The sequence below is a fragment of the Streptomyces sp. NPDC020807 genome (genome assembly GCF_040641575.1).
Classification (GTDB): Bacteria; Actinomycetota; Actinomycetes; order Streptomycetales; family Streptomycetaceae; genus Streptomyces.
In genome coordinates this window covers 139,603-163,357 of the sequence record NZ_JBFADU010000006.1, presented here as the reverse complement: position 1 = coordinate 163,357, position 23,755 = coordinate 139,603, and the positions used below count along the sequence as shown (strand labels likewise).

Here is a 23,755-nt window from a genome sequence, read left to right as displayed (position 1 = left end):
TGTGGCTGTGACTGCGGACGTTCCTGTGGCTGTGGCTGCGGCAGCGGACGTTCCTGTGGCCGTGGCCGTGGACGTTCCTGCGGCTCTGGACTTCCCGGTGGCCGTCGAGCGGTTCACCGGAGGGTGAACCGGTCCGGATGGGCCGCCTTCCAGTCGCCTGCCCAGGTGTCCGGAACCGATGCGGGCGACAGGAGCAGACCGGGTTCGAGCGGCTCGTACAGCTCGGCGTGGGAGCGCACGGCGTCGGGGCCGACCCGGCGCAGCAGCATGCCGGGCTCCAGGTCCCCGGGGCCGTCGGCGCCCATGGCGGCCATGAGCGCGAGGGCGCTGCGGACGGTCGCCTCCTGGAAGCGCCGGACCCGCTCCGCCTTGTCCTCGACGTCGAGGGCGCGGGCGCGCCTGCGGTCCTGGGTGGCGACTCCGACGGGGCAGGTGTTGGTGTGGCAGCGCTGGGCCTGGACGCACCCGAGGGCGAACATCATGGCCCGTGCCGAGTTGGTGTAGTCGGCGCCCTGGATCAGCCGCCTGACGATGTCGCTCCCGGTGGCGACCTTGCCGGAGGCGCCGATCCGGATCCGGTCGCGGAGCCCCGTACCGACCAGGGCCCGGTGCACCGTGGTCAGGCCGTCGGTGAGGGGCAGGCCGACGGCGTCCGCGAACTCCAGCGGGGCGGCGCCCGTGCCGCCCTCCGCCCCGTCGACGACGATGAAGTCGGGCGTGAGGTCCTCCTCCAGCATCGCCTTGCAGACGGCGAGGACGTCGCGGCGCGCTCCCACGCACAGCTTGAGGCCGACCGGCTTGCCGCCGGAGAGCTCCCGCATCCGGCCGAGGAAGCGCACCAGCTCACGGGGGGTGCGGTAGACGCGGTGGTACGGCGGGGAGATCACCGTACGGCCCTCGGGGACGCCGCGGACGGCGGCGATCTCCCGGCCCACCTTGGAGCCGGGCAGGACTCCCCCGATGCCGGGCTTCGCGCCCTGGCTGATCTTCAGCAGGACGCAGGCGACCTGGTCGAGCGCGGCCTTCTCGGCGAACAGCCGCGGGTCGAAGCCGCCGTCCTCGGCACGGCAGCCGAAGTATCCGGTGCCGATCTCCCAGACGAGGTCGCCGCCGGGGGCGAGGTGGTGCTCCGACAGTCCGCCCTCGCCGGTGTCGTGGGCGAAGCCGCCGCGCCGGGCGCCCTCGTTCAGGGCGCGGACGGCCCGGGCGGACAGCGAGCCGAAGCTCATCGCCGACACGTTGAGGAGGGCCATGTCGTACGGGCGCGCGCAGCCGGGGCCGCCGATCCGGACCCGGGGCGCCTCGTCGGGCACCGGGCGCGGCGCCATGGAGGGGACCAGGTACTCGGTGCCGGTCCGGTCGAGTTCCAGCTCGGTGCCGAAGGGGTCCTCGGCGTCCGTCCCCTTCGCCCGCTCGTAGACGATGGACCGGGTGTCCCGGTCGAAGGGGACGCCGTCGACGTTCCTCTCGACGAAGTACTGCTGGACCTCGGGGCGGATCGCCTCCATCGCGAACCGCAGGTGCCCGATGAGCGGATAGTTGCGCAGGATCGAGTGGCGCCGCTGGACGACGTCGTACGTCGCGACCGCGGCGAGCAGCAGGGCGGGGCCGGCGGCGCACCACCACCACGGGGACACCAGGACGGCCGCGAGGCCGGTGGCGAGCGCGGCGAGGACGGGGCAGACCACGAGCAGTGACGTCACCATGCTGGGCCGTCTGTCCCGGACGGGCGCCGTCAAGCACGCGGGGAAGGCGCGGGGCGGGGGGCCGGAAGCGACCAGGTTTAGCGTGCGGGACTCCGGCGAGACGGTGCCCATGAGTGCTTCGGAGAACAGCGGACGCAACCACTTCCACTGGACCGGCCCCTACGCCGTCCCGGACCACCCCGACCTGACGTGGGTGGACGGCCCCGGCGTGGACGAGGCGGCCGCGTACGCGGCCCGCGACGGCGGGAGCGGCCTGTGGGCCGCCGCGCGGGCCCACCGGACCGTGGCCGCCGGTGCCGCGGTCGGCGCGGCGGCCGCGCTCGCCCTCGCGTACGGGTGGGGGCGCCGGACCGGGCGCCTGGCCGCGCGGCGCGACCTGGGCCGCGCGGCCCTGTTCTTCGAGCGCCGCGGCTGAGCGGGCGGCGCTTCCCGCCCCGTACTGGGCCGGCGCGCGCGTGTCCGCCGTGCGGCCGTCCTTTCACTCTTCCCGTCATCGTCTTCATGGAGGTCGACCCGCATGGTCCCCCTGCTTCTCGTCCTGCTGCTCGTCCTGCTCCTCTTCGGCGCCGGCTTCGCCGTCAAGGCGCTCTGGTGGATAGCCGTCATCGTGCTCGTCCTGTGGCTGCTGGGCTTCGTGGCCCGGCCGAGGGGCGGCTCGGGCCGCTGGTACCGCTGGTAGGCGGCCCCGCGGGCGGGGTCGCCCCCGCCCGCGGCGCGGCCGAGCCCGGCACCTCCTGAGGAGGGTGCCGGGCTCGGCCGCGTGGTCGGGCGCTCAGGCGCTGAGTACCGAGTCGTCCTCGGGGCGCGCCCCCGGCAGGCGGTGGCGGGCCGCGATCAGCGCCGCGTCCACGTCCCGCGTACCGGTGGACACGCACAGTGTGTAGGCGAGGTCGTCCATGCGCCGCCGTGCCTCTTCGCCGCCGTTCTCGGCGTGGAGCGTCCTGAACGTCTCGTACTGCTCGATGAGCTCGCGCAGGACCGCGGGGTGGGCCATCAGCACGTACTGCTCCCGTCGTCGTGCGGGCGGGGGGCGCCCGGTTCCGGGGCGCGTGTACCCCGGTCGCGGCCTCGCACACCTCCCGTCCGGGTCCGGCGGGGGCGGGTGCCGGCCGGAAGACCCGCACCGGCCTCCTGTTGACGATCACGGAGGGGTAGTGTCGTCATGATTGCCGTACGGCAACCATCGCGGCAGTCGGAGCCGACCCGGGGGAGCGGTCGTCCGGCGCGCGGCGTGGGCCGGACGGTCCGTGTGCGCATGGTGGGGAACGAGGATGGGCATGTCTGAGACGACGACCAGGGGCTCCTCCGACCGGGAGCAGTCCGGTCCGGCAGCGGTGGTCGAGCCTGGCCTCCGTCAGCTGTTGGCCGGGCTCACGGCGGTGCGGGACGGCGACTTCGGCACCCGTCTGCCGGACGAGGCGGACGGTTTGATGGGCGAGATCTCCCGGGTGTTCAACGGGATGGTCGACCAGCTCTCCCTGTTCACCTCCGAGGTGACGCGGGTGGCACGCGAGGTCGGCACCGAGGGCACGCTCGGCGGACAGGCGGCCGTGCCCGGCGTCTCCGGCACCTGGGCCGACCTGACGGACTCGGTCAACGCGATGGCGGGGAACCTCACCACCCAGGTCCGGGACATCGCCCACGTGGCGACGGCCGTCGCGAAGGGCGACCTCTCCCAGAAGATCGACGTGGACGCGCGCGGCGAGATCCTGGAGCTGAAGAACACCATCAACACGATGGTCGACCAGCTCTCGGCCTTCGCCGACGAGGTCACGCGCATGGCCCGGGACGTGGGCACCGAGGGCATCCTCGGCGGCCAGGCGGACGTGAAGGGCGTCTCCGGCACCTGGCGCGACCTGACCGACTCCGTCAACTCGATGGCCGGCAACCTCACCGCTCAGGTACGGGCGATCGCCCACGTCGCCACCGCCGTCGCGGGAGGCGACCTGTCGAAGAAGGTCGACGTGGACGCCCGGGGCGAGATCCTGGAACTGAAGACGACCATCAACACGATGGTCGACCAGCTCTCGGCCTTCGCCGACGAGGTGACCCGGGTCGCCCGCGAGGTCGGCACCGAGGGCAACCTCGGCGGCCAGGCCACCGTCCGGGGCGCCTCGGGCACCTGGAAGGACCTCACCGACAACGTCAACGTGATGGCGTCCAACCTCACCGGGCAGGTGCGTTCGATCGCCCAGGTCGCCACCGCCGTGGCCCGCGGCGACCTCTCCCGCCGCATCACCGTGGAGGCCAAGGGCGAGGTCGCGGCCCTCGCCGACACCATCAACACCATGGTGGACACCTTGTCCGCCTTCGCCGACGAGGTGACCCGGGTCGCCCGCGAGGTCGGCACCGAGGGCCGGCTCGGCGGCCAGGCCAGGGTGCCGAACGTGGCGGGCACCTGGAAGGACCTCACCGACAACGTCAACTCGATGGCGAACAACCTGACCGGTCAGGTCCGGAACATCGCCCAGGTGACCACCGCCGTCGCCAACGGCGACCTGTCGAAGAAGATCGACGTGGACGCCCGGGGCGAGATCCTGGAACTGAAGACGACCATCAACACGATGGTCGACCAGCTGTCCTCGTTCGCCGCCGAGGTGACCCGCGTGGCCCGCGAGGTCGGCAGCGAGGGCCGGCTCGGCGGACAGGCCGAGGTCGAGGGGGTCTCCGGCACCTGGAAGCGGCTGACCGAGAACGTCAACGAACTGGCGGGCAACCTCACCCGCCAGGTCCGCGCCATCGCCGAGGTCGCGAGCGCCGTCGCCGAGGGCGACCTCACCCGCTCGATCACCGTCGAGGCGTCGGGCGAGGTGGCCGAACTCAAGGACAACATCAACGCCATGGTCGGCTCGCTGCGCGAGACGACGCGGGCCAACCAGGAGCAGGACTGGCTCAAGTCCAGTCTGGCCCGGATGTCGGCGTTGATGCAGGGCCACCGCGACCTGGCCGCCGTCGCCGAACTCGTCATGGACGAGCTGACCCCGCTCGTGGGCGCCCAGTACGGCGCCTTCTACCTCGCGGAGGAGGGCGCCGACGGCGTCGAGCTCGGCCTCGTCGGTTCCTACGGACGCCCCGCCGGCCGCCGGGAACCGGTGCGCTTCCGGCTGGGCGAGTCGCTCGTCGGGCAGGCCGCCCGCAGCCGCCGTACCGTCACCGCCGAGAACGTCCCGGCGGACTACGTCACGATCTCCTCGGGTCTCGGCAGCACGTCCCGCGGCAGCCTCGTGGTGCTGCCGGTCGTGGTCGAGGAGCAGGTCCTCGGCGTCATCGAGCTGATGTCCTTCAGCCCCTTCACCTCCGTGCACCGGGACTTCCTGGAACAGCTGATGGAGACCGTCGGCGTCAACCTGAGCACCATCGTCGCCAACGCGCGCACGGACGAGCTCCTGGACGAGTCCCAGCGGCTCGCCGGCGAACTCCGCTCGCGCACCGAGGAACTCCAGGTGCGGCAGGAGGAACTCCAGCGCTCCAACGCCGAGCTGGAGGAGAAGGCGGCCCTGCTCGCCACGCAGAACCGGGACATCGAGGCCAAGAACCTGCAGATCGAGCAGGCGCGGCAGGAGCTGGAGGAGCGCGCCCAGCAGCTCGACCTGGCCTCCACGTACAAGTCGGAGTTCCTGGCCAACATGAGCCACGAACTGCGCACCCCGCTCAACAGCCTGCTGATCCTGGCCCAGTTGCTGGCCCAGAACCCGACGCGCAACCTCACGGCCAAGCAGGTCGAGTACGCCGGCATCATCCACTCGGCCGGATCCGACCTGCTCCAGCTGATCAACGACATCCTCGACCTCTCCAAGGTGGAGGCCGGGAAGATGGACCTCAACCCGGAGCGCGTGCCGCTGCGCAGGCTCCTCGACTACGTCGAGGCCACGTTCCGGCCCCTCACCTCGCAGAAGAGCCTCGCCTTCACGGTCTCCACCGCCGCCGGCGTCCCCGTGGCCCTCGTCACCGACGACACGCGGCTCCGGCAGGTGCTGCGCAACCTGCTGTCGAACGCCGTCAAGTTCACCGAGAACGGCGGCGTCGAGCTGCGCATCGAGCCGGCGTCGGACGACGAGCCGCCGCTGTCCGTGCACCGCGGCGGCCCCGTCGTCGCCTTCCGCGTGGCCGACACCGGCATCGGCATCGCCCCCGAGAACCTGGAGGCCATCTTCGGCGCCTTCCAGCAGGCCGACGGGACGACCAACCGCAAGTACGGCGGCACCGGCCTGGGCCTCTCCATCAGCCGCGAGATCGCCCATCTCCTCGGCGGCGCCCTCACCGTCACCAGCGTTCCGGGCGAGGGCAGCACCTTCACGCTCTACCTCCCCGTCGCCCGGACCGACTTCGCCGAGGCGCCCGACCCGGCCCTGCCCGCGGACTCCTCGGCGGGGCTCGCCGTCCCCGCGCCGGCCGGGGCCGGCGCGCTCGCGCTGCCCGGCGCCGCGGCCACCCGGCCGACCCGGCGCCTCCTCGTGATCGAGGAGCGCCCGCGCGGGCTCCTCGCCGTCGTCGCCGAGAACGCCGTGGGCCAACTCGCGGCCGACGGCGAGCGCACGGGCAGGGCGGACATCGAGCTGATCGCGGTCGTCGGCCCTCAGGAGGCCGCCGCCGCGCTCGCCACGCAGCCGTTCCACTGCGTCGTGCTCGACGTCGACATGGCGGACGGCGACGCCCTGCGCTTCCTGGACGCCATGGACGGCGACGAGGCGCTGCGGACCGTCCCCGTCCTCGCCCACAACAACCGCCGGCTCCCCGCCGACGAGGAGGGCGCCCTCCAGGACCTGTCCCGCCACCGCCCGCTGGAACTCCTCTCCAGCCTCGACGAGTTGCGCGAGCGGATCGCTCTGCACCTGTCCGCGGAGCAGCCCGGCGACGTCGTTCCCCTGGTGCGCGGCGACCACTGGGCGCCCGCGCCCCGGGCCGTCGACGACACGCTGCGCGGCAGGACCGTGCTCGCCGTCGACGACGACGTCCGCAACCTGTACGCCCTCAGCGGCATCCTGGAGCTGCACGGCATCACCGTGCTGCACGCCGAGAACGGGCGGAAGGGCATCGAGACGCTCCTGGCGAACCCGGCCGTCTCCCTCGTCCTGATGGACGTGATGATGCCGGAGATGGACGGCTACACCGCGACCGCGCGGATCAGGGAGCTGCCGCAGTACGCGGACCTGCCGGTGATCGCCGTCACCGCGAAGGCCATGCCGGGCGACCGCGAGAAGAGCCTCGCGTCCGGGGCCAGCGACTACGTCACCAAGCCGGTCGACGCCGACGAGCTCATCGCCTGCGTCAGCCGCTGGCTGAGCGGAGGGACGGCCTCGTGACCACTCCCCCGCCCCCCGGCAACGGCGCTCCGCGCACCGCCGACGGCACCGACGCCCCGGACACCACCGACGGCACCGAGGCCTCCCACGGCACCGCGTCCCTCCCGAACGGCGGGGCGGCCGTCCCCGACGACGCCGCGACCGGCCCGAACAGCGGGGCGGCCGTCCCCATCGACGCCGAGACCGGCCCGAACAGCTCCGTCGCCGTCCCCGACGGCGGGGCGTCCGACGGCCGACTGGCCGCCACGGTGGAGCGGCTGCGCGGCGAGGTGCGCGCCGCGCACGCGGCGGCCGAGGGCCGCGCCCTGATCGAACTCGCCAAGGGCGTCATCGTCGAGCGCCTCGGCTGCGGCCCGGCCCAGGCGGCCCGGCAGCTCGCGGAACTCGCCGACCGGGCCGGACTGTCCCGGCTGGAGCTGGCCGCCGACATCATCAACCAGGCGGCCCGTGACCGGATGGCGGAGGCGGCGGACGAGTTCGTGCGGACGGCCGTCGACGAGCCCGCGGCCACCGCCACGGCCACCGCCACCGCCTCGGTCGCCGTGCGACTGCGCACCGCGGAGAGCGCGGCGCTCAGCGCCGGCGACACCCAGGCCGTCGCCGAGTCGCTGCTCCGGCACGCGCTCGAACCGCTGGGTGCCGTCGCCGTCGCGATCTGGACCACCGGCCCCGACACCTCGCTGAGCCTGCGCGGTCACGCCGGTTTCGGCCTCGACGAGGCGGCTCGCTGGCACTACGTGCCGCCGGGCGTGACCACGGCGGCCCGCCAGGCGCTCACCGGGCGGCGCACCGTCCGCTACGCCTCGCTGGCGACGGCGGGCATTCCCTCGATCGGCCGCGGCCGTCATCCCGACGGCGGTCGGGTGGTCGTCCCCGCCGGCACGGGCGGCCGCATCCACGGCGTCCTGGAGATCTGCTGGGCCCGTCCGCTCGACCCCCTGCCGCAGGCCGTGGAGCGCCAGATCGAGGCGCTCGCCGAGCTGTGCGCCCACACCCTGGAGGCGCTGCCCGAGACGTCCCCGGGAGGCTTCCCCGCCCCCGGCGGCCCCGCGTTCCCCGGCGGCCTCCCGAGCGAGGACGGGGCGACGGCGCTGGCCGAACTCTCGGAAGGGCTCTACGATCCCGCCCTCGTCCTCACTCCCCACCTCGACGCGGCGGGGAAGCTCGTGGACTTCCGCATCCGGCACGCCAACGCGCAGTTCCAGGATCCGGCCGGACGGCCCCGGGGCTCCGTCGACGGGTCGCTGCTCCTGGAGGCGTACCCCGCGACGGCGGGCGGCAGCGAGCTCTTCGAGCGGATCGAGCGGGTCTACGCCACGGGGGAGCCGTTCCGCGCCCACCGGGTCCGGCTCACGGCCCTGGTGGACCAGGTGCCGCTCGCCTCGCTCGCCGACATCAGCATCAGCCGGTACGGCGCGAACGTCCTGTTCATCTGGCGCGTGGAGGACGAGTCGGCTCGCCTCGCCAGCCTCCTGCAGCACGCCCAGCGCCTGGGCCGGGTCGGCGCCTTCGAGGAGGACCTCGTCACCGGCGACATCACCTGGCACGGGCAGCTGTACGAGCTGTTCGGCCGCAGGACGACGGAGCCCCCGGTCGCCCTGCGCGACCTCGCGGACCACGCCCACCCCGACGACGCCGCGACCATCCGCGGCTTCCTCCAGAAGGTGCTGGACCAGCGGCGGGTGGGCTCCGCGGCCTTCCGCATGCTCCGCCACGACGGTGTCACCCGGCACATCCGGGTGACCGCCGAACCGGCCCCGGGCGGCGACGGCGGACTCCAGGCGGTCCGGGGCGCCTACCAGGACATCTCGGCGCAGCACTGGACCGAGGTCGCCCTCACGGCCACCCGCGACCGGCTGGCGGCGACGGAGGAGGCGGCCGAGGAACGCAACCGGCTGACCCTCCAGCTCCAGCACGCGATCATGCCGCCGGCCATGCCGCCGCTCGACGCGCCGGGGCTCGACGTGGCGGTGCGCTACCGGCCCGCCGAGTCCGAGTCCCTGGTCGGCGGCGACTGGTACGACGCGGTCGTGCTGCCGTCCAAGAAGGTGCTGCTGTGCGTCGGGGACGTCGCCGGGCACGGCGTGGAGGCCGCCACCGGCATGGTGGTGCTGCGCAACGCCCTCCGCGGCCTGGCCGTCACGGGCGCGGGCCCGGGGCAGCTGCTGTCCTGGCTGAACAGCGTCGCCCACCACCTCACCGCCCAGGTGACGGCCACCGCCGTCTGCGGCGTCTACGACCCGGAGAGCCGCACGCTGCGCTGGGCCCGCGCGGGGCACCTCCCGCCGGTACTGGTGCGCGGGGAGGAGGCGCTCGACCTGCCGCTCCTGCGCGGGGTGCTGCTGGGAGCCCTGGCGGAGGCCGAGTACGAGGAGACGGAGCTGCGGCTCGAACCGGGCGACACGGTGCTGATGTACACCGACGGGCTCGTCGAGCGGCGCGACACCGCCGTGCACGACTCCGTCGCCCAGCTGCTCACCGTCGCCCGGCAGCCGTCCGACAGCCTCGAACGGCGACTGGACCGGCTGCTCGCGCGCAGCAAGTCGGACACCGACGACGACACGTGCGTGGTCGGCGTCCAGGTGTCCTGAACCCGCCCGTCCGCCCCGAGACCGGCCCCACGAGAAGCCCCCCACGGGATGCCCCCACGGAAAGCAGGAGACATGTCCGAGCGTGAAGAGAACCTTGATGTCGCCGTCGAGATCCGCGACGGGCACACGGCGGTACTGACGGTGGCGGGCGAACTGGACATGGAGACGGCCGCCCGGCTGCAGGAGATTCTGACGGAGCAGTTCGGCCGGGGGCGGCGCCGTCTCGTGCTGGACCTGTCGGCCCTCGACTTCATGGACTCCTCGGGACTGAACGTCCTGATCCGGTCGGTCAACACGGCGCGGGAGAGCGGTGGCGACCTGTACCTCGCCGCGCCGACCCCGGCCGTGCGCCGCATCCTGGAGATCACCGGCGTGACGACGACGATTCCGCCGCACGACGCCTTGGCGGACGCGCTCGCCGCGGCGGGCGGCGCGAGATAGCGGACAGAAGGCCGGTGCCGCGCTCAGGCACCGGGTGCGAGGAGGAGGAAGAGGAAGACCGTGCGCGAGATCGCCGAGATCGAGCAGGCTCTCCGCCGGGCGGCTCCGCACCGGCTCGTGGAGGTCGTCGAGGACGCCCTGAGGGACAGCGGGGTGCTACGGGTGGAGCTCCGCATGGCCGACTACAGCCTGCGGACGCTCCAGCTCGTCGGGCCCGCCTCCGGGGCGGATCCGTCGCTGCCGATCAACGACAGTCCCCAGGGGCGCGCCTTCGGCGCCCAGGAGCCGCACGTGGACCGGGAGTCCGGGGCGCTCCGGCTCCATCTGCCCGTGACGGTCCGGGGCGACCGGCTGGGGGTGCTGACGGCCGAGCTGCCCCCGGGGGCCGACGTCGGGGCGCTGCTGCCGGGGCTCGCCCAGCTCTCCGAGGCGCTCGGTCACGAGATCCTGGTGGCGGAGCGCGACACGGACCTGTACGTCCTGGCGCGGCGGGCGACACGGCTCACGCTGGCGGCGGAGATGCAGTGGCAGCTGTTGCCCGGCCGTTCCTGCGCGCGTCCCGAGTTCGCCCTGGCCGCCCATCTGGAGCCGGCCTACGCCATCTTCGGCGACAACTACGACTGGTCGGTCTCGGACGGCCGGCTGACGCTGACGGTCACCAACGGGATGGGTGAGGGCATCGAGGCCGCCCTCCTGACGAACCTGGCGATCAACGCGCTCCGCAACGCCCGCAGGGCCGGCCTCCCGCTCGCGGACCAGGCCGCGTTGGCCGACCAGGCCGTGTACGCCCAGTACCGGGGCGAGGCCTTCGTGTCGGTGCTGCTGCTCTGCTTCGACCTGGCCACCGGCGAGGTGGAGGCCGTGGACGCGGGATCGCCCCGTCTGTGGCGGCAGCGGGGGCAGTCGGTGGAGTCCGTCGGCTTCGAGGCGCAGCTGCCCCTCGGCATGTTCGAGGACACCGTGTACGTACCGGAGCGGTTCTCCGTAAGGCCGGGCGACCGGCTGTTGTTCGGAAGCGACGGCGTGTACGCGGCCGTGTCGCCGGCCGGGGAGAGCTACGGGGACCGCGCGCTGGCCCGCGCGCTGCGGGGGACGCGTCTGCTGCCGCCCACGCACGTGCCGCAGGCGGTGCTCCGGGAGCTCGCCGTCCACCACGGCGGCGGCCCGCTGGAGGACGACGCCCTGGTCGTCTGCCTCGACTGGCACGGCACCGCGGCAATAGTTGCCACATGACAACTGTATCCTTGGGGCAATAACCTGGCGGGGCCGGAAGGACGCCGTCACGGACGACGACCAGAGGTGGCAATGAGGACATGGGGTGTGCGCCCGGGCGGAGCCGACGGCGCGCGGGGGTCAGGCCGAGCTGACGTCCTTCAGCGGAGTGCGGGCGCGTGACGAGGCGGCCGCTCCACTCCCTCCCACGGCGTCGTGGAAGCCGGCGAGCCCCCGCAGCAGCGCCTTGCGGCTCGTCGGCGACATGTCCGCGATGACCGCGAGCAGGGCCTCCTCGCGCTGGACCCTGAGGTCCCGCAGGTACGCCTTGCCGTGCACCGTCAGGTGCAGCTCCAGCTGCCGGCGGCTCACGGGACTGGGGAGCCGCTGCACGAAGCCGAGCGCCTCCAGCCGGTCGCACATGCGGCTCACCGAGGGCGGTGCGGAACCGAGCAGCTCGCCCAGGGTGCGCAGGCTGATGCCCTCCTCGCGGTCCAGGCTGTACAGCACGCGCAGCTGACTCGCCGAGACGGGTGTCGACGACACCATGTCCCGGCCGCGCTCCCACAGCACCTCCAGCAGCTCGATGAGCTCCCGGGCGGACTCGGCCGTCCGCTGCGGCTCCCCCGGCTGCGGGGCGGGTTTGCTCGTCATGCCTGCCGACCCTCCTCGGACGTCCGGGGCCGGGGTCGGCGGCCTCGCGACGGACCGGTCATCTCCACATCTCTCCAGAAGGCGGTACGGATCCGTTGGACCGACACGTGACGGTGGAAGGCGCACTGCGCGGGGCGGCACCACACCTCCTCCTGGACTCCCTCCGCACCAGTCTCACCCAGCTGTACGCCGCGTCCTCGGCCGACCTGCTCCTCGTCGACTACGGATTCACGACCCTGCGCCCCGTGGAGCCCGTCCAGACACCCGCCGGGATGCCGGACACTCCCCTGGACGCGGGCCCCGCCGGCCGCGCCTTCCGCACCCAGCAACCATATCTTTTCCGTGATGTCGGGCCCACGGCGACCGTTTACCTGCCCGTCACGGTGCGCGGCGACCGGTTCGGCGTCCTGGTCGTCGTCCTGCCCGCGGACCGGTGTGCGCCGGAGACCGCCGCGAGCCTCGCCCGGGTCGCCGAGACCCTCGGGCACGCCCTTCGCGTCGCCGACCGGCACACCGACCTTTACCGGCGCACCCGCAGGACGCGCGCCCTCACCGTCGAGGGGGAGATGCAGTGGGACACCCTGCCCGGCCGGGCCTGCTCCGGTCCCGCCTTCGAACTCCACGCCCACTGGGAGCCCGCCTACACCTCCGGCGGGCACCTGCTGGACTGGAGCGTCACCGAGCGGGACCTGGTGGTCGTCGTCGCCGACGGTGCCGGCCCCGGCACCCCGGCCGCCCTGGCGAGCACCCTCGCCCTGATGGCGATCCGCAACGCCCGGCGGGCCGGACTCGACCTCGCCACCCAGGCCGGCCTCACCGACCAGGCGCTCTACGGGCAGTTCCGCGGCCGACGCTCCCTCGCCGCCCTGCTGCTCCGGATCGACCTGACCACCGGTGAGGCCGAGGTGGTGGACGCGGGATCGCCGACGCTCTGGCGCGTCCGCCCCGCCCTGACCGAGCGCATCGACCTGGACCGCCAACTGCCGCTGGGCATGTTCGAGGACACCGTGTACGTGCCCCAGCGCCTGCGCCTGCTGGACGGCGACCGGCTGGTCTTCGTCGCGCACGGCGCCGGAGAGCCGACGGCCGGCGGCGGGGACGAGGCGCCGGACGGTCCCGTCGCCCGCGCACTCGGCCGCACGCGCCGCCGGAAGGGCGCGGACGTCCCCCGGGACGTCGTACGGGTGCTGCGCGGGACACCCCGTGGCGCGTCGGACGCCGTCCTCGTACTCTGTCTCGACTGGCGCGGCCACGGGGCCGACACCCGGGGCGGAGAACGGCCGGGGAAGGCTCACGCCGACCGCGTCGGCGTCCCCTTGACACGCTTTCCGCGGGTGTGATCCGCGTTGCGTGCGGTGTGGGAACCATGAACAGGGGAAAGGCGGGTACGAGGAGCCCAGCCGCCGGCCCAGGACGAGGGGAGCACCAGCGCCATGACGGACGCGATCACCGCGGAGCGCGCGGTCCCGGAACCCCTGCTGTCCGCGGGCGTCGTCTACGGCGACGCCTCGCGCGGCGGGGCGATCGCGTCGGCCCGCGCGTTCACGGCCGAGTTCCTCGCGACCGCCCCCGCCGTGCTGGGCGAACCGATCGGTGACGAGCGCGTCGAGCTCGCGCAGCTGGTCGTCAGCGAACTGGTCACCAACGCGATCCGGCACACGGTCGGCCCCTGTCGGCTCCTCCTCGAAGTGGGGCGCGACATGCTGGAGATCTCGGTCTTCGACCAGGAGCCCGCTGCGCCCGTCCCCCGCGGGCACGACCCGCGCCGCATCGGTCAGCACGGCGTCGAGATCGTCGTCGCCGTGTGCGAGAGCCTGACCGTGGAGCCCGCCCCGGAGGGGAAGCGGGTCCGTGCCCGCCTCTCCCTCCTTCCGGATCAGGCCGACGCGGCGCAACGGTGGGACCGGGGAGCGCTCTGACGCGGCGCCGGCGCGCCGGTCCCGGGACGCACGAGCTCCCGGCGCGCCGGGGGGCTCGGTCACCGGGCCCGTCACCCGCGGTCGTTCGCCCGCGGGCGCGCCCGGCGTACCCGCGATCGCCGCTCGGCCTCGGTCAGGCCGCCCCACACGCCCGACGGCGGCTGGGGCTGCGCCAAGGCCGAACGCAGGCACGGTTCGCGGACCGGGCAGCGCCGGCAGACACTCCTCGCCTCCTCCGTTCGGGCGAGCGCGGTGGCACCCGTCCCCACCGGGAAGAACAGATCGGGGTCGACCTCCTGGCAGGCCGCTGCCGCACGCCAGCCGTCCATGTGAGCCTCCTGGCACATGAGTAGGGATGCGCGTTCCCGTCCGCCTGACCGTTCGTCCGTACGTGAAACCCGCTCGGTGCGGCCGGCCCCGAACGCCACGCCGAAACTCCTTCCCCGGTCATGAATCCGAAGGGCCGGGGAAGCCGGAAGGAGAGGATGAGGGCCATGCCGGTTCCCTAGGCTGGAAACGTCCGCCAGAGGTTCCAAACGGAGGAAGTCGAGGGTGTTCTCGGTCGACGTCAGACAGGAGGAACGGGGCACGGTGCTGGTGCTCCGCGGCGAGCTGGACTTCGACAGCGCCGTACAGCTGGACGAGGAGCGGCTCCGCGATCCGGGGGCCGGCGGGGTGCCGGGGCCCGTCGTGGTGGACCTCGCCGCACTCACCTTCTGCGACTCCAGCGGCATCAGCGCCCTGCTGAGGCTCTACCAGCAGCTGTCCGCCCAGGGCAGGCCCCTCCGGCTCGCAGCCGTACCGACCACCGTCGGCCGGCTCTTCGCCCTGACGGGTCTCGACCAGGTCTTCACCGTGCACGCCGACGTGCGCGCTGCACTCGCCGCGGAACCGGCCGGGCCGGACACCGCACCCGGAGCCGGGGGACCGGCGCGGCAGAACAGGAAAGAGAGCGCATGAGGCGTGTACCGGGCCAGCATCCGCACCGGCCCGACCCGGCGGACGACTCCGGTCCCGCCTCCGTCGACCAGGGGGACGACCTCAGAGTCCTGTTCGGCGAGACCACCGCCGTCTTCGCCTCCCTCGCCGGCCCCGCGCACATGGTCGAGAGCGCCAACCCGGCCTTCTTCAGCGCCATCGGCGCCGGTGCGCGCGTCCGTACCGGCGTGCCCCTCGGACAGCTGCTGCCCGAGCCCTCGGGGCAGGGGCTCATCGGACTGCTCGACCGGGTCTACCGGTCGGGCGTCCCCCGCCAGGGACGTGACGCCCGGGTGGTCCTCGACGACGGCGACGAGCCGCGGGAGGCCTTCTTCGACCTCAGCTACGAACCGCGCGTCGACGCCGGCGGCAACGTCACCGGCGTCCGCGTCATCGGGGTCGAGACGACACAGGTCAGGCAGGCCCGCCGGTTCGCGGCGGAGCACCGCGCCCTTCTGGAGCAGATCGCCCGGCAGGCGCCGCTGCACGAGGTCCTGGAGGGAATGGCCCGTGCGATAGAGGAACTGTCCCCGGAAGACCTCGTCGTCTCCGTCCTCCTCGCCGACCGGGACGGCCGGCACCTCCTGCACGGCGCGGCCCCCAGCCTGCCCGACTTCTACAACCGGGCCGTCGACGGGATCGGCATCGGCGAGGGCTCCGGGTCCTGCGGCACCGCCGCGCACCGCCGCGAGACCGTCGTCGTCGGCGACATCGCCACGGACCCGCTGTGGGACGACTACCGCGACCTGGCGCGCCGGGCCGGCCTGGCCGCCTGCTGGTCCACCCCCGTCCTGGGACGCGACGGCTCCCTCCTGGGCACCTTCGCGATGTACCACCGCACCCCCCGGCTCCCCCAGTCGGCCGACCTGGCCCTCGCCCACCTCTTCGCCGACACCGCGGCGCTCGCCGTGGAACGGCAGCGGGCCGAGGCGGCCCGCAGCGCCGCCGAGGCCCGTGAGCGGGCGGCCCGCGAGGACCTCGCCTTCCTCCTCCAGGCCAGCACCTCCCTCACCGTCGACCTCGACGCCGTCCAGACCCTGGAGCGGCTGGCCGCCTCCTGCGCCCCGCGCCTGGCGCCGCTGTGCGCCGTCGACGTCGTGCAGAACGGACGCCTGCGGCGCGTCGCCACGGCCGCCCCGGACGAACACCGGCGGCAGGTCCTGGCCTCGCACATCCCCGTCTACGACGCCGACGACGACGCCGTCGGCCGCGTCCTCGCCACGCGCGCGAGCGAGGTCGCCCGGCGCGCCCCCACCGGCCCGGGGCCGTGGCAGGACCTCGGTGTGACGGGCTACCTCTGCATCCCGCTGCTGGACCGGGGCACCGCGTTCGGCGCCGTGACGCTGCTCTCCACCGAGGCGGACCCGTTCGACGGCCACCGGGTGGCCCTCGCCGAGGAACTCGCCCGCCGTGCCGCCTCGGCCGCCCGCAACGCCCGCCAGTACTCCCACCGGGCGTCCCTCGCCCGGGACCTGCAGGCGGGGTTGCTCATGCCCGAACTCCCCGACGTGCCCGGCGCGGACGTCGCCACCTCCTACCACCCCGCAGGCGAGGGCCTCGACATCGGCGGCGACTTCTACGACGTCTTCCCGCTGGACGACGGGCGGTGGGCCTTCCTCCTCGGCGACGTCTGCGGGCGCGGAGCCATCGCCGCCACCACGACCGCCCTCGTCCGGCACACCGCCCGCGCCGTCGCTCCCCTGCTCCCCGGCCCCGAGGACGTCGTCGCGGCCGTCAACCGGGCGCTCGTCAACCGGCCGGGCAGTCACGGCACCGGCTTCGTCACCCTGGTCTACGGCCGGCTCACTCCCACCGCGCGGGGACTGGACGTCGAACTGGTCCGGGCCGGCCACACCCTGCCCCTCCACCTCGACGCCCGCCACACCGCCCGGCTCGTCGACGCGCCCGGATCGTTGCTCGGCATCTCCCCCGACACCGACGTCGTCTCCCGCACGCTCCGTCTCGCTCCGCGCGAAAGCCTGGTGCTCTACACCGACGGCATCACGGAGGCCCGTGACGGCTCGGGCGAGCAGTTCGGGGAGAAGCGCCTCGCCGACGCCGTCGCCGGAGCCCCGGCCCGTCCCTCGGCCCAGCAGGTCGTCGACTCCCTCACCCGTGCGGTGCGCGACTTCACGGGCGGACAGGACATCGACGACGACCGGGCGGTCCTCGTCCTCACCGCCACCTGAGCCCCGCTCCCGGTGAAACAACCGTGCCGTAATCGTGTGGTTTGTGTGGGGAAGGGCGGAACGAGTACCGGGAAAGAGGGGTTCGCTTGATATGCGACGCAACGTCAGCGAGGGTGGACGGACGAGCTGTCGTCAAGCGGGAAGGTGGCGGTCCAGGACGCGCGGGCCACGCTTATGGATGTTTTCGAGGACGAGTCCGGCCGCTCCCGGGAGACCGCGGGAGCGGGGAGCCCCCTGTGGCGCGGGTCGCCGCACCCGTCGGTGGTGGCCGACCGCGAGGGCGGTGTCGTGGAGTTCAACGCCGCCGCGGCCCTCCTCTTCCCCCTGCTGGGCATCGGCAAGGGACTGGACGAGGCCGTCCCGGGGTGGCTCGCCGACGCCCATCGGCAACTGGCCCGTCCGGCACGGACCCCGGCGACCTCCGGCCGGGCGGGACCCGCCCCGCTGCGCGGCAACCACGACGGAAGGCTCCTGAGGGCCCACTCCGCCGCATCCGGCCACGGCGACGTGGCCTGGTGGCTGGTCGACGACTCCGACCTGACGGCCGCGCAGGACGCCCTGCGCACCGAACGGGAGCGGCACGCGATCCTGGCCGAGGCATCCACCCAGCTGCTGGCCTCGCTCAACCCCGACCGCTGCCTGGAGAAGGCCGCCCTGCTCGCCGCCGAGCACCTCGGCGACGCGGCCCTCGTGATCTCGCCGCCCGGGGCGCGCAACCGCTCCACCGTGGTCACCGCCACGGCGGGGGCGTTCGAGCGGACGCAACTCGCCCTGGACCCGGCCCTCGTGCCCGGTCTCTCCGAAGCACTCCAGGGTTTCCCGCCGGTGCCCGCCCGCTGGATCGACCCGGCCGAACTGCCGTCCTGGGCCGTGCCCGAGGGTTTCGGAGGGCCCCCCGGATCCGTCGCCATCACCCCCCTGCCCGGCCACGGCGTGCCCGCGGGCGCGCTGATCCTGCTGCGGCGCGGCGGCCGACGGGCCTTCGACGCCTCGGAGGAGCTCTTCGCCCGGCTGTTCGCGGCCCGCGCGGGCGCCGCCCTCTCGGCCGCGCGCCTCTACGCGGAGCAGGCCCGCGTCACCCGCGCGCTGATCGCGGAACTCCTCCCGCCCCGGCTGCACCACGTCGGCGGGGTCGACTTCGCCGGCGGCTACCGCACCTCCCAGGACACCGAGCGGATCGGCGGCGACTTCTACGACGTGCACCCCGGCACGGACGACGGCCGTGACACGCTCGTCGTCATCGGTGACGTGTGCGGCAAGGGGCTGGACGCCGCCGTGCTCACGGGCCGGATCCGCAGCACCGTACAGGCCTTGCTGCCCCTCGCCGGGGACCACCACGACGTCCTGCGGCTGCTCAACGGCGCCCTGCTGACCGCCCGGCACACCCGCTTCGCCACCCTGGTCCTGGCCTCGGTGCGGCGCACGGGCGGCCGGGTGCGGCTGCGGCTCACCAGCGCCGGCCACCCCCGCCCGCTCGTCCTGCGCCTCACGGGAGAGGTGGAGGAGGCGGACACCGGGGGGACGCTGGTGGGCGCCCTCCCGGTCGTCAGCAGCCGGTCCACGACCGTGGACCTCTCCCCCGGCGAGACCTGTCTGCTCTACACGGACGGGATCACGGAGGCGCGCGGCGGGCCGCTCGGGCCCGCCATGTTCGGCGAGGACCGGCTGCGCTCCGTGCTCTCGGAGTGCGTGGGCCTGCCGGCCCAGGCCGTCGTCGAGCGGGTGCAGATGATCGCCGGGGACTGGGTGGGCCGCGGTCCCCACGACGACATGGCGGTGGTCGCCATCACCGCGCCGCACACCACCCACCTGTCCGCGGTGGACGGCCACACCCGGGGCAGGTACACCGCGTGAGCACATCCGCCACCGACTCGACGACGACCTCGACGGCACTCCTCGTCGTCGCCCGCCGACAGCTGTGGGCGGCCCTGGAGGCGCGGGACGAGGCGGCGGCCACCGCCGCCGTCCTCGGCGCCCACGACGCCGGGGTCCCCGCCGAGGACCTCCTCCTCGACGTGATCGGCCCCGTCCAGGCCGCCATCGGCGCGGAGTGGGCCGCCGGCCGTGTCGGCGTGGCCCAGGAGCACGCCGCGACAGCCGTCCAGGACCGGGTCGTCGCGGCCCTCGCCCACCGCACGGCGGACGCCACCGGCCCCCGGCCGGGTACCGGTGGACCGCCGCTTCACGTCACGGTCGCCTGCGTCGACGGCGAGTGGCACGCCCTGCCCGCCCGGCTCCTGGCCGAGGTCCTGCGCGGCCGCGGTCTCCGCGTCGACTACCTCGGGGCGCACGTCCCCACCCCCCACCTCATCGCCCACCTGCACCAGACCGGCACCGACGTCGTCGCCCTCTCGTCCTCGCTGCCGGTCCGGCTCCCGACGGCACACGCCGCCGTCACCGCCGTCCAGGCCATCGGCCTCCCCGTCCTCGTCGGCGGCGCCGCCTTCGGCCCCGACGGCCGCTACGCCCGCCTGCTGGGCGCCGACGGCTGGGCACCGGACGCCAGGGCCGCCGCCCGGCTCCTCGCCGCCGGGCCGCCGCGACCGCGCCCACCCCGCCTCGCGGCCGACCTGCCCCACCTCGCCGACCAGGAGTACACGCTGATCACGCGTGACAGGTCCCGGCTGGTCCACCGGACCCTCCGGGGTCTCGAGGACGCGGTCCCGGCGATGTCCTCGTACACCGACCGCCAGCGGGAGCGGACCGCCGAGGACATCGCGCACGTCGTCGACTTCCTCGGGGCCTCCCTCTACGCCGACGACCCCGAGCTGTTCACCGGTTTCGTCACCTGGACCGCCGGAGTCCTCCGGGCCCGCGGTGTCCCGGGCGGCGCGCTGGCAGCCGCCCTCGACCTGCTGGCCGAAGCCCAGCGCGACTTCCCCCGCGCGCGGGCGCATCTCGCCGCCGGACGCCGCGCCCTGCTCCCCGTACCCGCCCCGCCCTCCCAGGGACCCGCCTCGTGACCACCCCCGACCACACCTTCGCCGTCCAGACAGGCACCGCGCCCGACGGGATCCTGTACGTGACGGTCGCCGGCGACCTGGCCTGGGACAGCGCCGACGAGCTGCTGGACGCGACCCGGGCCCGGTTCGGCCCGGGGTCCACCCCGGCCGCCCTCCGTGTCGACTGCGGAGGACTCACCCTCTGCGACTCGACGGGCCTCTCCGCCCTGCTGGCCCTCCACCGGCTAGCCGAGGCCGCGGACGTGCCGCTGCGCCTCGACCGCAGACCGCCCTTCCTCGACCGGCTGCTCCTCCTCACCGGCACGTACGAGCACCTGACGGGCCGGTCTGCCGAGTCGGCGGGGCCCGACGGCGGCGCGCCCGGCGGCGCCGCGGAGGGTCCTCGTCCCCTCGTTCCCTGACGGGCCCTCACCGCCTCCACCGAATCGCCACACCATCGGCGCATCCACCACGACGGCGCGAGGTGTAACAGAGGCATGACGGGTCAAGCGGACACCGCACCCGCTCGGTGACAGCCCCTCAGCAGGAGGACCTCATGCCCCAGCGCCCCGTCGCACCGCTCCCCGCACCGCGCGTCCTCGTCCGGCCGATGGCCATGGACCTGTTCACCCCGGACGTGGCGGTCCGGATCGACACGACCGTCGGCTACGACTCCCGCGACCCCCACGCCCTGAGCATCGCCTTCCACCTCCTCGGCGAGGACCCGGTGGTGTGGCGCGTCGACCGCGAGATGGTCCTCGCCGGATCGCTCGGCGCCACGGGCGACGGCGAGGTCAGGATCCGTCCCACCCCCGACGGCGGACTCCTGCTGCGGCTCGGTCCGGCGGGCCGGTGCGCGGTCGTCAGCTGCGAGCAGGAGGCCATCGGCCGCTTCGTGCGCGACACCTTCGCCCTGGTGCCGCGGGGCACGGAGGAACGCCACATCGACTGGGGGCCGCTGTTCGCGGCCCTGGAGCGCTGACGTGCGGCGGGGAGCGGCTCCCTCAGTCGGGGCGGCCGCGGGCGGCCGGACGGAAGCAGGCCGTGACGTCCTTGCCCCGCGGGCAGGGACGGGTCCGCACGTCGTCGGCGAGCGCGTCGACCAGGAGCAGTCCGCGCCCGCCCAGAGCGTCTTCGTCCGGGCCCCGCTGCTCGGGCACCCGCGGCGAGGCGTCGTGCACGGTGACGTGCAGGCACTCCTCGTCCCAGGTGAGGATCAGCTGCGCGTCGCTGTGGGCGTGCACATGGGCGTTGGTGACGAGTTCGGAGACGGCCAGCACGACGGAGTCCGCGACGCCGGGGGCGGTACGGTCCCAGCCGAGCGCCGCCAGGTGCTCGCGCGTCCAGTCCCGCGCCGTCTTCACGCTGCTGCCCATGGGGAGCGACCGCGCCCAGCCGACGGCCCTGATCGAGGGATCCCGTGTCATGTCTCTCCTTCCGACGATCTGTCAGGATCCGTCTGCCCGTCGCCCCGGGGCGAAAACCGGCCCGAAACTCGTGGGGATTCAGGAGGACTGAAGGCGAGAAGCCGGGGTAGGCGGCCAGTCTCGAACCATGCATGCCGATGATGAACACACGTGAAAGGGGACGGGTGTGACGATCACCACGATGCCGATGGCGGGAGTCGAGACCGGAATGGGGACGCTGCCGCAGATCCCGGACACGTCGGCGGTCGCGCCCAGGGACGCCAGGGCCCTGTCGAAGGTCTTCTTCCAGGAGCTCGCGACGCTGGAGGAGGGGACGCACGCGTACCAGTACGCGCGGAACACCCTCATCGAGATGAACATCAGCCTGGTCCGCTACGCCGCCGGGCGCTTCCGGCACCGCGGCGACGAGATGGAGGACATCGTCCAGGTCGGCACGATCGGCCTGATCAAGGCGATCGACCGGTTCGAGCTGTCGCGCGAGGTCGAGTTCACCACGTTCGCCGTCCCCTACATCGTCGGCGAGATCAAGCGGTTCTTCCGGGACACCTCCTGGGCGGTGCACGTTCCCCGCAGGCTCCAGGAGGCCCGGGTTGAGCTTGCCAAGGCGACCGAGGAACTCAGCACCAGGCTCGGGCGGATGCCGACGGTCAAGGAGCTGGCCGAACTGATGAGCCTCAGCGAGGAGGAGGTCACCGAGGCGCGGCTGGCCTCCAACGGCTACAACTCCTCGTCGCTCGACGCCGCCCTCAGCGGTGAGGACGAGGACGGCGACGCCTCGCTGGCCGACTTCATCGGCACCGAGGACCCCGCCATGGAACTGGTGGAGGACTTCCACTCGCTGGCCCCCCTCATCGCCGACCTCGACGAGCGGGACCGCCGGATCATCCACCTGCGGTTCGTCGAGGAACTGACCCAGGCGCAGATCGGTGAACGGCTGGGCTGCTCGCAGATGCACGTCTCACGGCTCCTCGCGCGCACCGTGAAGCGCCTGCGCGAGGGTCTGCTGGGCACCGCCGCCGACTGACCCGCGACCGGGTGACGGCCTTCCGGCCCACGGCGCTCCCCTCCCGGAGCGCCGTGGGCCGCTCTCATGCGTCGGCTCCCCCGGACGGGGCGTGGTCGGGGTGGCCGGGGGTGCGGCGCTCCTTCTGGAGCCGGGCCTCGAAGCGGTGCTCCTGGCCGCCGGACAGGGCCGAGACCGCGGTGCGCTCCAGGAGCCGGAACGGCTCGTAGTAGGTCTCGTTGTAGGCGTCGACGATCTGGTACGTCCAGTGGCCCGGTACGACGTTGCGCCCCAGGATCTCCGTCTCCACCCGGTCCGCCCAGGCGTGGTGCCCGGCCTCCCGGAGGAGCCGGACCGCCCGGTCGAGCTCGAAGTCCGCGGTGCCGGTCAGCTGGTGGAATCCGTAGAGATGACCCCGGGCGCGCTCCGCGGTCTCCAGTGCCTTGGACAGGGAGCCCAGGGCCTCGACCGTGGTGGCGTCCGGGGCGGCGGGGCCGGGGGCGACCCGGTCGTCGTCGTGAGTGCTCATGGAACCCTCTTGCCCCGTCGGCGGACCGACACGGGCGTGTCGGTCCGCGCGTCCCCCGGACGGCGCGGTTCAGGCGTGGCGAATCCCGTTCCGGCGCGGTGGAGCCCGTTCAGGTGCGGTGGATCCCGTTCCGGCGCGCCGATCCGGTTCCGGCGCGGCGGACCCCCTTCGGACAGGTGCGGTGGATCCCCTTCAGACGAAGGTCACGGTCACCCGCTCGAAGCCCAGTCCCCGCAGCAGCTCCCGCAGCATCGCGGCGGTGTTCCGCTCCGCCCGCGACGTCAGGTCGGACGCGCGGGCCGCGTCGCCGATGCGCCGGGCGGCGAGGGCCTGGACGGCCTGCTCGCTCGCGGGGTTGTCCGAGAAGAGGTCCTCGATCCGGTCGAGCAGACCGCGCTGCTTCGACACGGCGTACGACCGCTCCGGGTCGAGCGCCGGGTCGGCCGGCCGGGCGTGCGGCAGCCGGAGGGTGGCCTCGGTCCGGTCGGCGTCGACGGTGACGGCGTCGTCCCCGAGGCCGCCGAACTCGACGTACGCGGCGACGCTGCCGCTCGCCACGTACAGGGTGCGGGTGCCCCGGAGCGCGTCGGGCAGGAACCGCGCGTCGTGCTCCAGGTCGACCACCACCTGGTAGGTCCCCGCGGCGCCCTCGTACCGGCTCAGGTCCTGGACGGACTTCAGGAGGGCGGGACCGGAGCGGTCCCGCACCTCCGTCCCGAAGACGTCCAGGCCGGGGAGCCTGAGGAACTGGCCGATCAGCATGAGGGCGACGGCGAGCACCAGCAGCGCTCCGGCGGCGAGGCGCCACCGCCCTCCGGAGCGCTGTGACGAGTGGCGGGCCTTCGCGGGGCGGGTCTCGGT

The 23,755-nt window shown here is 74.0% G+C and carries 22 protein-coding genes; 15 read left to right on the top strand and 7 right to left on the bottom strand.

Annotation, left to right across the window (positions count from 1 at the left end; genetic code table 11):
• Positions 1 to 113 precede the first annotated feature (113 nt).
• Positions 114 to 1,706, bottom strand: coding sequence for an FMN-binding glutamate synthase family protein (locus AB0G79_RS12830; RefSeq protein WP_360804693.1), 1,593 nt, complete (start codon positions 1,704 to 1,706; stop codon positions 114 to 116).
• A 109-nt stretch (positions 1,707 to 1,815) separates the two neighbouring features.
• Here AB0G79_RS12830 and AB0G79_RS12825 point away from each other — a divergent pair, with 109 nt between their 5' ends.
• Positions 1,816 to 2,121: a hypothetical protein gene (locus AB0G79_RS12825; protein WP_360804690.1), complete on the top strand. Its 306-nt coding sequence runs from the start codon at positions 1,816 to 1,818 to the stop codon at positions 2,119 to 2,121.
• A gap of 102 nt (positions 2,122 to 2,223) precedes the next feature.
• Entirely contained in the window at positions 2,224 to 2,385 is a 162-nt protein-coding gene (locus AB0G79_RS12820) for a DUF5670 family protein (RefSeq protein WP_360804687.1), read from the top strand.
• Between the two features lie 93 nt (positions 2,386 to 2,478).
• Here AB0G79_RS12820 and AB0G79_RS12815 read toward each other — a convergent pair whose 3' ends face one another.
• Positions 2,479 to 2,706 (bottom strand): DUF5133 domain-containing protein, encoded by a 228-nt coding sequence (locus tag AB0G79_RS12815; protein ID WP_360804684.1) that lies wholly within the window; start codon positions 2,704 to 2,706, stop codon positions 2,479 to 2,481.
• Positions 2,707 to 2,983: 277 nt separating this feature from the next.
• Between AB0G79_RS12815 and AB0G79_RS12810 the strand changes: the two genes are divergently transcribed.
• From AB0G79_RS12810 to AB0G79_RS12795, 4 genes are all read left to right on the top strand, one after another.
• Positions 2,984 to 7,009, top strand: a complete 4,026-nt coding sequence (locus AB0G79_RS12810) for a HAMP domain-containing protein (protein ID WP_360804681.1) — start codon at positions 2,984 to 2,986, stop codon at positions 7,007 to 7,009.
• Between the two features lie 170 nt (positions 7,010 to 7,179).
• Complete coding sequence (locus AB0G79_RS12805; RefSeq protein ID WP_360805162.1) at positions 7,180 to 9,600, top strand: SpoIIE family protein phosphatase; 2,421 nt, start codon at positions 7,180 to 7,182, stop codon at positions 9,598 to 9,600.
• Positions 9,601 to 9,672: 72 nt separating this feature from the next.
• On the top strand, positions 9,673 to 10,041 hold the full coding sequence (locus AB0G79_RS12800; protein ID WP_360804678.1) for an STAS domain-containing protein: 369 nt from the start codon (positions 9,673 to 9,675) through the stop codon (positions 10,039 to 10,041).
• Positions 10,042 to 10,101: 60 nt separating this feature from the next.
• Positions 10,102 to 11,274, top strand: coding sequence for a PP2C family protein-serine/threonine phosphatase (locus tag AB0G79_RS12795; protein ID WP_360804675.1), 1,173 nt, complete (start codon positions 10,102 to 10,104; stop codon positions 11,272 to 11,274).
• A gap of 120 nt (positions 11,275 to 11,394) precedes the next feature.
• On the opposite strand, the gene AB0G79_RS12790 is transcribed toward AB0G79_RS12795, so the two are convergent.
• A complete protein-coding gene (locus AB0G79_RS12790) occupies positions 11,395 to 11,907 on the bottom strand; it encodes a MarR family transcriptional regulator (RefSeq protein ID WP_360804672.1) in 513 nt (170 codons plus the stop codon).
• A gap of 107 nt (positions 11,908 to 12,014) precedes the next feature.
• Between AB0G79_RS12790 and AB0G79_RS12785 the strand changes: the two genes are divergently transcribed.
• Entirely contained in the window at positions 12,015 to 13,247 is a 1,233-nt protein-coding gene (locus AB0G79_RS12785) for a GAF domain-containing SpoIIE family protein phosphatase (protein WP_360804669.1), read from the top strand.
• Positions 13,248 to 13,340: 93 nt separating this feature from the next.
• Positions 13,341 to 13,826 (top strand): ATP-binding protein, encoded by a 486-nt coding sequence (locus AB0G79_RS12780; protein ID WP_360804666.1) that lies wholly within the window; start codon positions 13,341 to 13,343, stop codon positions 13,824 to 13,826.
• A gap of 71 nt (positions 13,827 to 13,897) precedes the next feature.
• On the opposite strand, the gene AB0G79_RS12775 is transcribed toward AB0G79_RS12780, so the two are convergent.
• Positions 13,898 to 14,155 carry a WhiB family transcriptional regulator gene (locus tag AB0G79_RS12775; protein ID WP_360804663.1) on the bottom strand — a complete coding sequence of 86 codons (258 nt, stop codon included), beginning with the start codon at positions 14,153 to 14,155 and terminating at the stop codon, positions 13,898 to 13,900.
• A 223-nt stretch (positions 14,156 to 14,378) separates the two neighbouring features.
• On the opposite strand from AB0G79_RS12775, the gene AB0G79_RS12770 reads away from it, so the two are divergent.
• From AB0G79_RS12770 to AB0G79_RS12745, 6 genes are all read left to right on the top strand, one after another.
• Positions 14,379 to 14,786, top strand: a complete 408-nt coding sequence (locus AB0G79_RS12770; RefSeq protein ID WP_360804660.1) for an STAS domain-containing protein — start codon at positions 14,379 to 14,381, stop codon at positions 14,784 to 14,786.
• A complete protein-coding gene (locus AB0G79_RS12765; protein ID WP_360804657.1) occupies positions 14,783 to 16,993 on the top strand; it encodes a SpoIIE family protein phosphatase in 2,211 nt (736 codons plus the stop codon). Before AB0G79_RS12770 ends, AB0G79_RS12765 begins: the two co-directional genes overlap by 4 nt.
• Positions 16,994 to 17,167: 174 nt before the next feature.
• Positions 17,168 to 18,847: a PP2C family protein-serine/threonine phosphatase gene (locus tag AB0G79_RS12760; RefSeq protein ID WP_360804654.1), complete on the top strand. Its 1,680-nt coding sequence runs from the start codon at positions 17,168 to 17,170 to the stop codon at positions 18,845 to 18,847.
• 62 nt (positions 18,848 to 18,909) lie between these two features.
• Complete coding sequence (locus tag AB0G79_RS12755; protein WP_360805159.1) at positions 18,910 to 19,956, top strand: cobalamin B12-binding domain-containing protein; 1,047 nt, start codon at positions 18,910 to 18,912, stop codon at positions 19,954 to 19,956.
• Positions 19,953 to 20,357 carry an STAS domain-containing protein gene (locus AB0G79_RS12750; RefSeq protein ID WP_360804651.1) on the top strand — a complete coding sequence of 135 codons (405 nt, stop codon included), beginning with the start codon at positions 19,953 to 19,955 and terminating at the stop codon, positions 20,355 to 20,357. The genes AB0G79_RS12755 and AB0G79_RS12750 overlap by 4 nt, the downstream gene beginning before the upstream one ends.
• Before the next feature lie 134 nt (positions 20,358 to 20,491).
• Positions 20,492 to 20,917: an SsgA family sporulation/cell division regulator gene (locus tag AB0G79_RS12745; protein WP_360804648.1), complete on the top strand. Its 426-nt coding sequence runs from the start codon at positions 20,492 to 20,494 to the stop codon at positions 20,915 to 20,917.
• Between the two features lie 22 nt (positions 20,918 to 20,939).
• Here the strand turns inward: AB0G79_RS12745 and AB0G79_RS12740 are convergent, their stop codons facing one another.
• Positions 20,940 to 21,362, bottom strand: a complete 423-nt coding sequence (locus AB0G79_RS12740; protein ID WP_360804645.1) for an ATP-binding protein — start codon at positions 21,360 to 21,362, stop codon at positions 20,940 to 20,942.
• A 187-nt stretch (positions 21,363 to 21,549) separates the two neighbouring features.
• Here AB0G79_RS12740 and AB0G79_RS12735 point away from each other — a divergent pair, with 187 nt between their 5' ends.
• A complete protein-coding gene (locus AB0G79_RS12735) occupies positions 21,550 to 22,386 on the top strand; it encodes an RNA polymerase sigma factor SigF (RefSeq protein ID WP_360805156.1) in 837 nt (278 codons plus the stop codon).
• Positions 22,387 to 22,450: 64 nt separating this feature from the next.
• Here the strand turns inward: AB0G79_RS12735 and AB0G79_RS12730 are convergent, their stop codons facing one another.
• Positions 22,451 to 22,894, bottom strand: coding sequence for a hypothetical protein (locus AB0G79_RS12730; protein WP_360804642.1), 444 nt, complete (start codon positions 22,892 to 22,894; stop codon positions 22,451 to 22,453).
• A 192-nt stretch (positions 22,895 to 23,086) separates the two neighbouring features.
• Positions 23,087 to 23,656: a DUF4230 domain-containing protein gene (locus AB0G79_RS12725; protein WP_360805153.1), complete on the bottom strand. Its 570-nt coding sequence runs from the start codon at positions 23,654 to 23,656 to the stop codon at positions 23,087 to 23,089.
• Positions 23,657 to 23,755: the final 99 nt, after the last annotated feature.